Raw genomic sequence first — 14,343 nt, 5'->3', positions numbered from 1 at the left:
CACGGTTTCAGGATCTCTTTCACTCCCCTTCCGGGGTGCTTTTCACCTTTCCCTCACGGTACTGGTTCACTATCGGTCACTAGGTAGTATTTAGCCTTGGGAGATGGTCCTCCCAGCTTCCGACGGAATTTCACGTGTTCCGCCGTACTCAGGATCCACTCAAGAGGGAACGAAGTTTCAACTACAGGGTTGTTACCTTCTTCGACGGACCTTTCCAGGTCGCTTCATTTACTTCGTTCCTTTGTAACTCCGTATAGAGTGTCCTACAACCCCAAGAGGCAAGCCTCTTGGTTTGGGCTAATTCCGTTTCGCTCGCCGCTACTCAGGAAATCGCATTTGCTTTCTCTTCCTCCGGGTACTTAGATGTTTCAGTTCCCCGGGTCTGCCTTCAATATCCTATGTATTCAGATAAAGATACTGTTCCATTACGAACAGTGGGTTTCCCCATTCGGAAATCTCCGGATCAAAGCTCACTTACAGCTCCCCGAAGCATATCGGTGTTAGTCCCGTCCTTCATCGGCTCCTAGTGCCAAGGCATTCACCGTGCGCCCTTTCTAACTTAACCATTAGCGAATAAATGGTACAACATAATGTTGTGTTATTTATTGATTTGATTAAAGAAAAGTTTCACTTTTCCTCAGCAATTACTGTTATCTAGTTTTCAAAGAACAATCGCAACCAAAATTCTTCTTATCTAATAAGAAGAAAGTAGTGTGCTTTCTATAATTGAGAGATTGAACTCTCAAAACTGAACAAAGTGTCAAAACGTACGTCATGTAAAAATCCTTAGAAAGGAGGTGATCCAGCCGCACCTTCCGATACGGCTACCTTGTTACGACTTCACCCCAATCATCTGTCCCACCTTAGGCGGCTAGCTCCTTACGGTTACTCCACCGACTTCGGGTGTTACAAACTCTCGTGGTGTGACGGGCGGTGTGTACAAGGCCCGGGAACGTATTCACCGCGGCATGCTGATCCGCGATTACTAGCGATTCCAGCTTCATGTAGGCGAGTTGCAGCCTACAATCCGAACTGAGAATGGTTTTATGGGATTGGCTTGACCTCGCGGTCTTGCAGCCCTTTGTACCATCCATTGTAGCACGTGTGTAGCCCAGGTCATAAGGGGCATGATGATTTGACGTCATCCCCACCTTCCTCCGGTTTGTCACCGGCAGTCACCTTAGAGTGCCCAACTGAATGCTGGCAACTAAGATCAAGGGTTGCGCTCGTTGCGGGACTTAACCCAACATCTCACGACACGAGCTGACGACAACCATGCACCACCTGTCACTCTGTCCCCCGAAGGGGAACGCTCTATCTCTAGAGTTGTCAGAGGATGTCAAGACCTGGTAAGGTTCTTCGCGTTGCTTCGAATTAAACCACATGCTCCACCGCTTGTGCGGGCCCCCGTCAATTCCTTTGAGTTTCAGTCTTGCGACCGTACTCCCCAGGCGGAGTGCTTAATGCGTTAGCTGCAGCACTAAAGGGCGGAAACCCTCTAACACTTAGCACTCATCGTTTACGGCGTGGACTACCAGGGTATCTAATCCTGTTTGCTCCCCACGCTTTCGCGCCTCAGCGTCAGTTACAGACCAAAAAGCCGCCTTCGCCACTGGTGTTCCTCCACATCTCTACGCATTTCACCGCTACACGTGGAATTCCGCTTTTCTCTTCTGCACTCAAGTTCCCCAGTTTCCAATGACCCTCCACGGTTGAGCCGTGGGCTTTCACATCAGACTTAAGAAACCGCCTGCGCGCGCTTTACGCCCAATAATTCCGGATAACGCTTGCCACCTACGTATTACCGCGGCTGCTGGCACGTAGTTAGCCGTGGCTTTCTGGTTAGGTACCGTCAAGGTACGAGCAGTTACTCTCGTACTTGTTCTTCCCTAACAACAGAGTTTTACGACCCGAAAGCCTTCATCACTCACGCGGCGTTGCTCCGTCAGACTTTCGTCCATTGCGGAAGATTCCCTACTGCTGCCTCCCGTAGGAGTCTGGGCCGTGTCTCAGTCCCAGTGTGGCCGATCACCCTCTCAGGTCGGCTATGCATCGTTGCCTTGGTGAGCCGTTACCTCACCAACTAGCTAATGCACCGCGGGCCCATCTGTAAGTGATAGCCGAAACCATCTTTCAATCATCTCCCATGAAGGAGAAGATCCTATCCGGTATTAGCTTCGGTTTCCCGAAGTTATCCCAGTCTTACAGGCAGGTTGCCCACGTGTTACTCACCCGTCCGCCGCTAACATCATAGAAGCAAGCTTCTAATCAGTTCGCTCGACTTGCATGTATTAGGCACGCCGCCAGCGTTCATCCTGAGCCAGGATCAAACTCTCCGAAGAAATGTTTGACTTGCTCGATTTAAAAAATAAAAATTAACGTTGACGTTTGTCGCTTTGTTCAGTTTTCAAAGTTCAACCGCCGCTCTTAAGCGACTTTTTAATCTTACCAGTTTATCTCTTTCTTGTCAACAACTTTTTTCAAGAAGTTTTTTCAAGTTTTTGATAAATTTAGTATCGCTCATCGGCGACGTATATAAATTTACCACGGATATTTTAAAGCGTCAATAGATTTTTTAAAATAAATCGTGTTTTTTTAGAAAAACCTTTTATCCAGGCTATAAAGTCATATACCAGGGTATCTATACGTTATAACCGCACCGTATCAGATACCCTTTATCCTCTCTATCATTTCGCCACATAGTGTCTATGGTACAAACTCTTTCCTTTGGTTTCTACTTTTTTTACCATAATGATATCTTTTTCAATTAAAAACTCAAGAAGTATTCCTAAATCAATAGCATAAGGGCGTATTTCGGGATGATGAACCAGTTCATTAAACGTCCATTCCTGCTTTTCACTTTTCATAATATGAACAAGATGCTTGGCACCCAATTCAGTTTTTTTATTTACTAGAAATTCACTCGCTAAGAAAAGCAGCTCTAAACGCTTGCTAACCTCTTCTTGGCTAATAATTAGCTCTTCGTAAAGACGATGAATTTCAGGTTCTATTTTTTTCACTTGGTTCCATACTGTCACTTCTGGGTGAAATCCATTTTCCAACACAGACAGTCGTGCTAAATGATGAAGAGCATGAATGACATGATTGAATGCATCTAAATAATGATTAGACGCATAAAAGTCTTTTCCTTCTTTAAATCGGCGAATCAACTTAGCAAACTCGACACCTATTCTCTTTGTCCGATCTTCTCTAGGAAAATCAATTAAGCGTTTCTTTAAGTTTTCCATATATTCGTTTCGATCAAATAGCACTTTACCATTTAAGATCCAATCAATAATACGGCGGTTCGTCCCATTCATAATCCATTCACTCATTTGCTGTTCAGAAGCCATATAAAGTGCCGCACGCTCATTTTCATATTCGTATTGTTTAATAAAAAGAGAAGTTTCTGTAGTTTTGGTCACAATAAATAAGATAGCATCCAAATTATCCGTCACTGGAGATTCTGATTTCTTTTTTCAATCAGTAAAATACCTAGTGTGTCTTTATTGCTAGCTCTTTCTTGATATATTGGCCGTAAAACATCTTCCATTTTGAGCTCTCCTAACTGTAATAAACAAATATTTTTCAAAATTTTAAAGGCTATGGACTAAGATTTCTTTTTTTATTATATACGATGTATAACGGATATCCCACTCAGAATTATGGAAATCATTCAGAAAGCTCAAAAACCAACGATAATTTTCCGAAGATTCAATTTTTATCATCATTCACTGTCTCACTCTATGATATATTGGTAACAGGGGGGATACTGATGGGGATAAAGTATTCAAATAAAATTAACAAGATTCGCACGTTTGCACTCAGTCTGATCTTTGTTGGTTTCATTGTTATGTATGGGGGAATTTTCTTTCGGTCTTCAGTCTGGCTAATGACTATTTTTATGCTTTTGGGGTTGCTGTGCATCGTAGCCAGTACCGGCGTTTATTTCTGGATTGGCATGCTTTCTACAAAAGCGGTTCAAGTAACCTGCCCTACATGTCAAAAGCAAACCAAAATGCTAGGGCGCGTAGATATGTGTATGTATTGCAACGAGCCGCTTACGCTTGACCGGTCTCTCGAAGGAAAACAATTCGACGAAAAGTATAATAGAAAAAAACAAAAGAAAGCTGATAGTATCACTACTATCAGCTTATTAATGCGCTTTTTTAGCCGTACAATCAGGACACGTTCCGTAAATTTCCATTCGGTGGTGACTAATATCAAAGTCAGTAATATGAGCAGCCAGCTTTTCTACTTCGTCTAAGCCAGGATAATGAAAATCCACAATTTTTCCGCAGCTTTCGCAGATCACATGGTAATGCTCTGTTGTAACATAATCAAACCGGCTTGATGCATCACCGTACGTTAGTTCCTTTACAATACCTACTTCGCGAAATACTCTTAAATTATTGTAAACGGTTGCTACACTCATATTTGGAAACTTACCTTCCAGCGCTTTATAAATATCATCTGCTGTTGGATGTGTCATGGAATTGATTAAATACTCTAAAATAGCATGACGTTGTGGTGTAATACGAACGCCAGTACCTTTTAACGTTTCAAGGGCTTCTTGTAAATGATTTGACACGTCATGCACCCCTCTTCTGTAAGTATTATTACTTTATAATTCTTATAATTAGTCTACATGTTTTACCCACGTTTTGTCAACTTGATGCCTATTCCTATTTTATGTAATAAGTAGAAATTTTCCATATATTTTATGCAAAAAAAGAAGTGTGGAAATCAATCCACACTTTTAAATATATTAACATCTGAGGAGGTATGCCCTACACTGATATTGTATGTTCAAAGACTAAAACTGCTCTAGTTATCTGCCTGTTTTTATGCCATTTTTTCTTTAATAAATGATAAAGCTTCTTCCACATGCCCTTTTACTCGAACCTTGCGATACTCTTTTACGAGCATTCCTTCTTTATTAATGATAAAAGTGGAGCGTTCAATGCCCATATATTCTTTTCCAAAGTTTTTTTTCAGTGTCCATACTCCATACTCTTCAGCTACGCTGTGATCTTCGTCAGCTAAAAGTAAGAATGGAAGGCCGTGCTTATCAATAAACTTATGGTGTTTGTCGATTGGATCCGGGCTCACTCCTAGAATCACCGCATCTAGCTCTTCAAAATTTTCATGCTGATCTCGGAAATCACAGGCTTCTGTCGTACAGCCTGGCGTCATATCTTTCGGATAAAAATACAGCACAACGTTTTTGCCTTTCATCGACGCTAATGATACTTGCTCTCCATTTGTAGACATCAATACAAAATCGGGTGCTTTTTCTCCAACTACAGCTGTCATATTTATCTTCTCCTTTACGCTTTTCATTTTCTTTGAATAGCGTACCCAATATTAGATAAGATGACAAGTTTAAGTGCGGGTAACAGTTCGCATCACAAAGATTGCAGGCATAATATAGCCGATAAACGCTTCAAAAGTTGCAAATAATTTCCCAATTCCAACCGGATACATATCTCCGTATCCTACTGAAAATAACGTCGCTGCGCTGAAATACATGCTGTTAAACAGCGTATAAAAATAATGACCTTCATGTTCAAACCCTCCGCTTAACACTGGAATACTCCCCATCTCACACACTGTATAAATAAGGCTAAATCCCAATAAAACTGTAATATATGAATAAAACAAGACAAAGAAATGACCAATTGAGAAAAAATGAAATTCTCCAAGTTCTTTTTCAAAGAGAAACTTCATACTACCAATTACAAAAGCAATGATAACGAGGATTAGAAAAATAACCATCATTCTACTCCTTTAATTTATACTCTACTACCACTATACGCGCGTTCTTGTCCATTCATTACTACTCCGAAGCCACGAAAAAGAGCAGGCATTTAGTTGCCTGCTCCTCTGTATTTTTTAACACCTGTATTCCATAAGAAAATAGAGATTACAAAAAAGACGATTCCCATAATTGGGGTTAAAAATGCATATCCATACCATTCTGACCTTCCTAAGAAATAAGCAGCTGGATATACGCCTACAAATGCAAAAGGAAGAATCCACGTTAAAACATATCGGATGACATTATTATAAATATCTACAGGATACCTTCCGTAGTTTCCAATATTATAAATAGTAGGCATAATAGAGGTTCTGGCATCCGACCAGAAGCCTATGCTTGCTAAGGCGATGAAAATTCCTGCGTATACAAGCGCTCCTCCTAAAATAAATAATAGAAAAATAAAAACATCATACCACTGGAAATGAAGATGTAAAGAAGACGCAGCGTAAGCCATTACTGCAATCCCTGTGATACCACCAAACAATGATTCTAGTTCCATCCGCTCCAAAATAACTTGAAACAAACTGTGAATCGGCCTCGTTAAAATTCGGTCCATTTCTCCTTTAACAATGTACCGCTCGTTGAAATCCCAAATGTTAAAGAAAGACGAAAAAATAGCAAAAGGGACCAAAAAGAAACCATAAATAAAGATAATTTCCTCTCGTGACCATCCGTGCAGCGACTGAGTATGTCCAAATACGACTAAAATAAAAATCAAATTAACTGTTTGAAACAATAAGTCTGAAATGATTTCAACTACCATGTCGGTGCGGTACTGAAGCCTTGTTTTCATATATTGACTAATGTACTGAAAGAAAATCGAAAAATAAAACATTTTCATAGACTACCCTCCTTGAATAACCATCTTTTTCTTCGCTATGTTCCACAAACATGCAATAGGGATAAATAGAAGTCCTGACCAAACTGCTTGTGTGATAAGAGCATTTATTACTTCCTGCCCTTTAAATCCATTTGTGAAAATCATGCTCGGAATATAACTAATGGCTTGAAAAGGGAAATAGCTCATAATATGTTGCGCCCAGAAAGGATAGAAGCTGATGGGCAGAAGAAGTCCTGAAAACAAATCAATAACAACGCGCTTCGCTCGAATGAGTCCATCATTGTTAAAGAGAAAGAAAGTCGTAATACCCGTTAATAAATTAATTTGTGTATTAATAATGAAACTAAAAATTAAAGACAATCCAAAATAAAGCCATGTTGCTGCATTTGCTGAGAACTGTACTGGAAATAAAAACGCGACAATAATCATGCCGGGCACTGAGAAAAACAGCAACCGAAAAATCCCTTCTCCCAGTCCTTGCATTGTTTTCATACCAAGGTAGCTATAAGGCTTAATTAACTCTACTGCCACTTTGCCATCTTTAATTTCCATTGCCATTTCACGGTCAATGTTATTAAAATAAAAGGCTCTTGCCATCCATGAAACTGCTACATACGTTGTCATTTGGGTAATGGATAACCCTTGAATATTCTCTTTTCCTCCATAAATAGCGGACCATAAAAAGTAGTAAGCACCAATATTAATTGCATAAATCAATATTCCGCTGTAATAATTCGTCCGATACGCCAGCATCATTAAAAAGCGAATGCGTATCATCTCTATATATTTATCCATTCACAACACCTTCTTCATAAATGTTGCGGATAATTTCTTCCGTTGAAATTTCTTCAATGTTAATATCACTGATTTCATGCTTTGCCACCACTTTAGCAATCAGCTGCGACATCAAGTCCCCTTTATTTTGAAGCTGCGCTGTCCACAAATATTTTTGATCACCTTCAATCCAGTTAACAGGCATCCCTTGCGTTAATAGCTTCAACTGTTCTTTATTTGGCGCGGTTCCAAATTCAAACGTAACTTGTTTAAGGTCTCCCCAATTCGAACGCAGCTTTTGCAGCGATCCGTCATAAATAATACTGCCTTCATCCAGCATTACAACGCGTTCACATAAAGCTTCAATATCTGCTAAATCATGTGTCGTAAGCAAAATCGTCGTATTATATTTTTCATTAATTTCTTTTAAAAATTGGCGGATTTTTAATTTAACTAGTACATCTAAACCGATCGTCGGTTCATCTAGAAATAGAAGCGGCGGATTATGAATAAGAGCAGCAGCCAGCTCACAGCGCATTCTTTGACCTAGAGAAAGCTTTCGCACCGGCTTATCTAGCAGCGGTCCAATATCTAACGTTTGAATAACGTGCTCCATATGAGCGTTATAATCTTCATCTGACACTTTGTATACTTTTTTTAACAGGCGAAAAGATTCTTGTACGGCAATATCCCACCATAGCTGAGAGCGTTGACCAAAAACAACACCAATCGTTTGGGCAAACTTTTCTCTTTCCTTATGAGGATTCATTCCATTTACGGTAATGTCGCCTGAAGTAGGGGTTAAGATTCCTGTCAGCATTTTGATTGTCGTCGATTTCCCCGCTCCGTTTTCTCCTATATACCCTACCATTTCCCCTTGTTTTACGGTAAACGATATATCGTTCACAGCTTTCATGACTCTATAATTACGGGTAAATAAATCCCGGAATGCCCCTTTAAGGCCAGAGCGGCTAGAATAGGCTTTAAATTCTTTTCGAAGTTGATTCACCTCAATAGCATTTTTCATTGTATTCCCTCCGTTACGTCGACGTATTAGTGGTTTCTTTTATTGTTTCCGGCGCTCTTGCTAGCAGCTCCTCCAAGAGACGAGGACCTATTTTCTAGCAGTTAGCTCACAAATTTCTATCATACACGTTCTCGAATGTTTTTCAAGAAACAAATAAGTTTGATAGAATAAAGAAGTTGAACTTTTCATTAGGAGGCATACTATGCAATTTACAAAATCAGAACAATTACACGCTGAAGCGCTCGAACATATTGTAGGTGGCGTTAACAGCCCTTCACGTTCATATAAAGCCGTAGGAGGCGGAGCTCCTATTGCAATGGAGAAGGCAAGCGGAGCTTATTTCTGGGACGTTGATGGAAATAAATATATTGACTATTTAGCAGCTTACGGTCCTATTATTACGGGACACGCTCATCCTCATATCACGAAAGCTATTACAAAAGCAGCTGAAACGGGTGTTCTTTACGGTACTCCAACTGCTCATGAAGTCACATTTGCTAAAATGCTCAAAGAAGCGATGCCCGCATTAGATAAAGTGCGCTTCGTCAACTCTGGAACAGAAGCCGTTATGACAACGATCCGTGTAGCACGCGCTTATACTGGACGCGATAAAATTATTAAATTTGCAGGTTGCTATCACGGCCATTCAGACCTTGTATTGGTGGCAGCTGGATCTGGCCCTTCTACACTCGGAACTCCTGACTCTGCAGGTGTACCAAAAAGTATCGCTAGTGAAGTTATCACAGTTCCTTTTAACGATATTGAGCCTTACAAGGAAGCATTAGAAAAATGGGGCGATCAGATCGCGGCTGTTTTAGTAGAACCAATCGTTGGAAACTTCGGAATTGTTGAGCCTGAACCTGGCTTTTTAGAACAAGTCAACGAATTGACTCACGAAGCTGGAGCACTTGTTATTTACGATGAAGTTATTACAGCGTTTCGTTTTATGTATGGTGGAGCTCAAGATTTACTTGGTGTAAAACCTGATCTAACTGCCTTTGGAAAAATCATCGGCGGCGGCCTTCCAATCGGAGCCTACGGCGGTAAAAAAGAAATCATGGAAAAAGTGGCGCCGCTTGGACCCGCTTATCAAGCAGGTACAATGGCAGGAAACCCAGCTTCTATTCTTTCTGGGATTGCTTGCCTAGAAGTACTAAAGCAAGAAGGTGTTTATGAACAGTTGGATAAGCTAGGGGCGATGCTCGAAGAAGGTATTTTAAAACATGCTCGTACATATAACATGCCTATCACTATCAATCGATTGAAAGGCGCTCTTACTGTCTACTTTACAACAGAAACGGTCAAAAACTATGAACAAGCAGAAAATACAGACGGCGAATTATTCGCACGCTTCTTTAAACTAATGCTCCACCAAGGTGTCAACTTAGCTCCTTCGAAATATGAAGCATGGTTCCTTACTACAGCTCATACAGAACAAGATATTACCGACACATTAGAAGCAGTAGAAAAAGCATTTAAACAATTAAGTGAAGAACGCTAATTCTTATTCTAAAGAGGCTGAAATAAAAGGATTTTAGACGAAGTGAAAAACGAACCATTGATCAAGATGTTTGATTAGTGGTTCGTTTTTTTTGTTATGGTAAACGTAGGTTTCATGTGTATAGGTCTTTCTAGCAGTTGATTGGAGGGCAAGGCGAAGACTCCTGCGGGAAAAGCGGAACAGGTGAGAACTTACAGGAGCGTATGCGACGAGGAGGCTCAGCGGTCGCGGAAAGCGAAGTCTTGCACGGAAATCAACTGCTGTGTCACAAGCGGTTCAGCCCATGTATCCCATTTGTTCGTCTTTAGATTGGATTTATTTCGTTATGTCTCGACCTCTTTTTCGTTTTACCTTTGGGTTTCCTTATAGAACATTCCCACCTTTCATAACCATTTCTTACGCGTCATCTCCTTTTTGTCAGCCTGTCGAAAAATCCCGAGAAATACCCTTATTTTTCTGCTTGTTTTCTCTTGATATCCATTCTTAAACCTTGTATAGTATGTTATTGTTTATATTATTTCCAACAGGTTATGTAATAAAGAAGGATTGATTTTTGCAATTTATCATTTGTTTTGGGGAACATTCTTCATAACGAAAAAACTTTTTTACAGAAAGGAACTACGAACGCACATGAAACTTGGTGCCCGCATCTTAAAAACGGGAATTGCCATTACACTTTCATTGTTATTAGGTGAATTTCTAAGTTTACCATCTCCAATATTTGCGGCAATTGCGGCAGTTTTTGCAATTCAACCGTCTATTTACAGATCTTATTTAACAATATTGGAGCAAATACAGGCGAATGTGATTGGAGCTGCTTCTGCAGTTTGTTTTGGACTTATTTTTGGTACCCATCCCATCATTATTGGTTTTACCGCTGTTGTTGTCATCGCAGTCAACTTAAAATTACGTATTAATAATACAATTGGGCTTGCGCTTGTGACAGTAATTGCAATCATGGAAAATCCAGGAGATAATTTCGTTGAATATGCACTTATACGCTTTGGTACAGTGTTACTTGGGGTATTCTCAGCATTTATTGTCAATCTTATTTTTATTCCGCCAAAGTATGAAACAAGATTGTATTATAAAATTGTAAGCACAACGGAAGAAATTATTAAATGGATTCGCATGAATCTTTATCATGCATCTGAGCACACATTGTTAAAAGAAGACATTGAAAAAATGAAAGACAATGTGGCTAAAATGAATCAAATCTTTGATTTTTACAAAGAAGAACGCACTTATTCAACCAAAAAACGTTTTGTTAAGTCACGCAAGCTCGTTTTATTTCGTCAAATGATTACCGTAACAACACGAGCTCTTACAACCTTGAAACTACTTCACCGAGTAGAAAATGATCTTCAAGTCATGCCGCAGCAATTTCAAGATTTAATCAAATCTGAAGTTGAGTGCCTGTTAATGTATCATGAGCAAGTATTATTAAAATTCATTGGGAAATTACGCGTACAGCCAACCACTACTGTACCAAACGAAGCCTGCGTTGGAAAACGAGCTTTAATCGATAAATTTATGCAGTACAAAATATACGATAATGATGAAGAGAATAAGGTTATTTATCATATCTTCCCTTTAATTTCGGTCATCATTGAGTATAGTGAAGAGTTAGAGCATCTTGATAAGCTGATTGATACGTTCCAAAACTATCACAAAGATGATAACTCATTTGATATTAATCATCAGCGACAAGAAGATTAAAAACACCACCTATTGTTAAACAATAGGTGGTGTTTTTAAATTGTATCAAGCTGCTGAACGTTAAAGAGCTGATAGTAATGACCTTTTTTCTTAATTAACTCCTCATGAGAACCTCGTTCGACTACTCTTCCATTTTCTAAAAGTACAATTTCATCAACATGAGTAATTGTAGATAAACGATGGGCTACAATGAAGGTCGTACGGTCTTTTGCTAGTTCAGCTAATGCTTCTTGAATATAGTGCTCACTTTCCAAATCTAGAGCTGAAGTGGCTTCATCAAAAATAAGAATAGCTGGATTTTTTAAAAATACGCGCGAAATGGAAATACGCTGCTTCTGTCCCCCTGATAGCTTCATTCCCCGCTCTCCCACTTTTGTATCATATCCTTCGGGCAAATTCATAATAAAATCGTGGGCATTTGCGGCTTTTGCCGCAGCAATTACTTCTTCATCTGTCGCTCCTGGCTTTCCAAGCAGTATATTGTTTTTAACCGTGTCACTAAACAACACCGTATCCTGCAGGACGATTCCAATCTTATCTCGCAGGCTGCGTACTTTATAGGTTTTGATATCAATGTCATCAATGAGAATTTTCCCCTCTGTCACATCGTAAAAGCGCGGAATTAAGCTGATAAGCGTGGATTTCCCTCCTCCGCTCATTCCAACAAACGCAACAGATTTTCCTTTTTCTACATCTAAATTAATATCATGAATCACGGGTTTTTCTTCTTCTTCATAAGCAAATGAAACGTGCTCAAACTGAACTTTCCCATGAAGCTCAATGCATTCTTTTGCATCTTTCTTGTCTGTAATATCGTATTCTTCATCAATGAACTCAAACACCCGGTCCATAGATGCAACAGACTGCGTGAGCGTAGTCGATGAATTGACCAAGCGGCGAAGCGGATTATACAAGCGGTCAATGTAGGCAACAAATGCTACCATCGTTCCTACGCTAAGACTTTCTGTGATGACTTGATATCCAGCAAATGTAATCACGATTAAAGGTGCCAAATCGGTAATGGTATTTACTACTGCAAATGTTTTTGCATTCCAATTCGTATGATTGATTGCTTTTTGTAGAAAATTTGAATTTTGCTTATCAAATTGTTTCTGCTCATGAGGCTCAATAGCAAAGCTGCGAATAACAGAGATTCCTTGAACCCTTTCATGTAAGTGCCCCTGCACTTCCGCTAAAGCCTGCGAACGGACTCTTGTTAAATGGCGAAGACGACTGTAAAAATATTTTACAGAGAACGCATAAACCGGCAGCAAAATAATCGATACCAGTGTTAAAGGTACATTCATCGTAAACATAATCACAATAGCTATTACAATCGTCATCATATCAAGCCATACATTCATTAAGCCTGTGATAACAAAGTTTTTTGTTTGCTCTACATCATTAATGACTCGTGAAATCACTTCACCCGCTCGAGTATTTGCATAATAACGTAAACTAAGCTTTTGAATATGACTAAACAGCTGATCTCGTATATCATATAGTACTTTGCTCGATACCCACTGAGCATAATACTGCCTGTAATATTCAATGGGAGGTCTTAACACTAAAAATATAACAAACGAAATCCCCATAATCGTCACCATTTTATGAATTTTTTCAGAGGAAGACATGCCATGTCCATTTACGATATCATCCAAAACATATTTCAAAAGCAGCGGAATTAATAAAGGAATAGCAAATTTAATAATACCAATTAATACAGTGCCGACAATTTGCCATTTGTATGGCTGTACAAACTTCATGTAGCGTCTTATACTTCCCATAAAATCTCCCCTTTCTATCTATGAGGGCAAGCTTTCTTAGTATATGTACACGCGTCGATTTTTTAGTGCTTTTATCTTTTCTAAAAGATGGTGAGCATAACGCCAAAAAGAACATTATATCAAACAGTCAGCTTTAGACGGCCTAACATAATGTTCTCTAGATCATTCATCAAGAATGTCGATATGTTAAAAAACGCTCATACCAAATGTCAATGAAATCTGGAGCAAACGGGCCTTTTCGCTGTCGAATCCAACCTTTTAACTCCTCGACGTGATTATGTAAAATACGGTCAATCACTTCTGGATAATTCATTTCTTTTCGATGCTTCTCATATTCATCTTCATCAAGAAGGGTGTATGTCATATCTGGATAGACTTTGATATCTAAATCATAATCAATATATTTGAGCGCTTCATTGTCATCATAAATGAACGGCGAACTGATATTGCAGTAATAATAAATTCCATCTTCACGGATCATCCCAATGACGTTAAACCACTGCTGAGCATGAAAATAACAAATTGCAGGCTCTCTTGTGACCCACGTTCGTCCATCTGATTCTGTAACGACCGTACGATCATTTCCTCCAATCACTAAGTTATTGGTTGCTTTTAATACGGTTGTCCGATCCCACACGCGATGAATATATCCATTATGCTTGTAGCTGTGTATTTGAATTGTTTCTCCTTCCACCGGAATTCCCATCTCCAATACCTACTTTCATTTTAGCACTTAAAAAAATTTATATAACGTCTCCATTTGTCTTATGTTTATTATAACGGTTTCTCTCTCATTTTAACACAAATGTGCTAACCTTCTTGAGTTCAAAAAAGCCACTCCCCCTACTTTTCCTTTGCTTGGCAGCCTTAAAA

The 14,343-nt window shown here is 39.5% G+C and carries 10 protein-coding genes, 2 rRNA genes and 3 pseudogenes (1 of these 15 only partly in view); 4 read left to right on the top strand and 11 right to left on the bottom strand.

Annotation, left to right across the window (positions count from 1 at the left end):
* The 3 genes and pseudogenes from Q5794_RS02170 to Q5794_RS02160 all read right to left on the bottom strand — a co-directional run.
* Positions 1 to 565: ribosomal RNA gene (locus Q5794_RS02170) — 23S ribosomal RNA — on the bottom strand (it extends 2,371 nt beyond the left edge of the window).
* A 225-nt stretch (positions 566 to 790) separates the two neighbouring features.
* Positions 791 to 2,342, bottom strand: a 16S ribosomal RNA gene (locus Q5794_RS02165).
* Together the 16S and 23S rRNA genes form the textbook arrangement of a ribosomal RNA operon.
* A gap of 345 nt (positions 2,343 to 2,687) precedes the next feature.
* Positions 2,688 to 3,553 (bottom strand): annotated as a pseudogene (locus Q5794_RS02160) (nucleotidyltransferase-like protein).
* Between the two features lie 222 nt (positions 3,554 to 3,775).
* Between Q5794_RS02160 and Q5794_RS02155 the strand changes: the two are divergent.
* A pseudogene (locus tag Q5794_RS02155) lies at positions 3,776 to 4,126 on the top strand (YgzB family protein); the annotation flags it as partial.
* A 30-nt stretch (positions 4,127 to 4,156) separates the two neighbouring features.
* On the opposite strand, the gene perR reads toward Q5794_RS02155, so the two are convergent.
* The 6 genes from perR to Q5794_RS02125 all read right to left on the bottom strand — a co-directional run bounded on the left by perR (position 4,157) and on the right by Q5794_RS02125 (position 8,463).
* Positions 4,157 to 4,591 (bottom strand): peroxide-responsive transcriptional repressor PerR, encoded by a 435-nt coding sequence (perR, locus tag Q5794_RS02150; protein WP_013055172.1) that lies wholly within the window; start codon positions 4,589 to 4,591, stop codon positions 4,157 to 4,159.
* Between the two features lie 254 nt (positions 4,592 to 4,845).
* Positions 4,846 to 5,316 (bottom strand): thioredoxin-dependent thiol peroxidase, encoded by a 471-nt coding sequence (gene bcp / locus Q5794_RS02145; protein WP_013055171.1) that lies wholly within the window; start codon positions 5,314 to 5,316, stop codon positions 4,846 to 4,848.
* Between the two features lie 69 nt (positions 5,317 to 5,385).
* Entirely contained in the window at positions 5,386 to 5,781 is a 396-nt protein-coding gene (locus tag Q5794_RS02140; RefSeq protein WP_251034100.1) for an ion channel, read from the bottom strand.
* 89 nt (positions 5,782 to 5,870) lie between these two features.
* The gene (locus tag Q5794_RS02135) at positions 5,871 to 6,656 is read right to left on the bottom strand and encodes an ABC transporter permease (RefSeq protein ID WP_214986996.1); all 786 of its coding nucleotides are present in this window, start codon (positions 6,654 to 6,656) and stop codon (positions 5,871 to 5,873) included.
* Positions 6,657 to 6,665: 9 nt separating this feature from the next.
* The gene (locus tag Q5794_RS02130; RefSeq protein ID WP_043977886.1) at positions 6,666 to 7,457 is read right to left on the bottom strand and encodes an ABC-2 family transporter protein; all 792 of its coding nucleotides are present in this window, start codon (positions 7,455 to 7,457) and stop codon (positions 6,666 to 6,668) included.
* Positions 7,450 to 8,463 (bottom strand): ATP-binding cassette domain-containing protein, encoded by a 1,014-nt coding sequence (locus Q5794_RS02125; RefSeq protein ID WP_013055167.1) that lies wholly within the window; start codon positions 8,461 to 8,463, stop codon positions 7,450 to 7,452. The genes Q5794_RS02130 and Q5794_RS02125 overlap by 8 nt, the downstream gene beginning before the upstream one ends.
* 202 nt (positions 8,464 to 8,665) lie before the next feature.
* On the opposite strand from Q5794_RS02125, the gene Q5794_RS02120 reads away from it, so the two are divergent.
* The 3 genes and pseudogenes from Q5794_RS02120 to Q5794_RS02110 all read left to right on the top strand — a co-directional run bounded on the left by Q5794_RS02120 (position 8,666) and on the right by Q5794_RS02110 (position 11,683).
* Positions 8,666 to 9,964, top strand: coding sequence for a glutamate-1-semialdehyde 2,1-aminomutase (locus tag Q5794_RS02120; RefSeq protein ID WP_192997870.1), 1,299 nt, complete (start codon positions 8,666 to 8,668; stop codon positions 9,962 to 9,964).
* Positions 9,965 to 10,101: 137 nt separating this feature from the next.
* Positions 10,102 to 10,307, top strand: a pseudogene (locus Q5794_RS02115) (hypothetical protein); the annotation flags it as partial.
* 287 nt (positions 10,308 to 10,594) lie between these two features.
* Positions 10,595 to 11,683: an aromatic acid exporter family protein gene (locus Q5794_RS02110; RefSeq protein ID WP_057240319.1), complete on the top strand. Its 1,089-nt coding sequence runs from the start codon at positions 10,595 to 10,597 to the stop codon at positions 11,681 to 11,683.
* A gap of 35 nt (positions 11,684 to 11,718) precedes the next feature.
* Here Q5794_RS02110 and Q5794_RS02105 read toward each other — a convergent pair whose 3' ends face one another.
* The gene (locus tag Q5794_RS02105; RefSeq protein WP_214986956.1) at positions 11,719 to 13,470 is read right to left on the bottom strand and encodes an ABC transporter ATP-binding protein; all 1,752 of its coding nucleotides are present in this window, start codon (positions 13,468 to 13,470) and stop codon (positions 11,719 to 11,721) included.
* Positions 13,471 to 13,639: 169 nt separating this feature from the next.
* Entirely contained in the window at positions 13,640 to 14,176 is a 537-nt protein-coding gene (locus Q5794_RS02100) for a DUF402 domain-containing protein (RefSeq protein WP_214986957.1), read from the bottom strand.
* Positions 14,177 to 14,343: the final 167 nt, after the last annotated feature.

The sequence above is a fragment of the Priestia megaterium genome (genome assembly GCF_041941685.1).
GTDB classification, from domain to species: Bacteria; Bacillota; Bacilli; order Bacillales; family Bacillaceae_H; genus Priestia; species Priestia megaterium_C.
The sequence above is the reverse complement of the archived record's forward strand: the minus strand, read 5'-3'. Positions and strand labels throughout refer to the sequence as shown.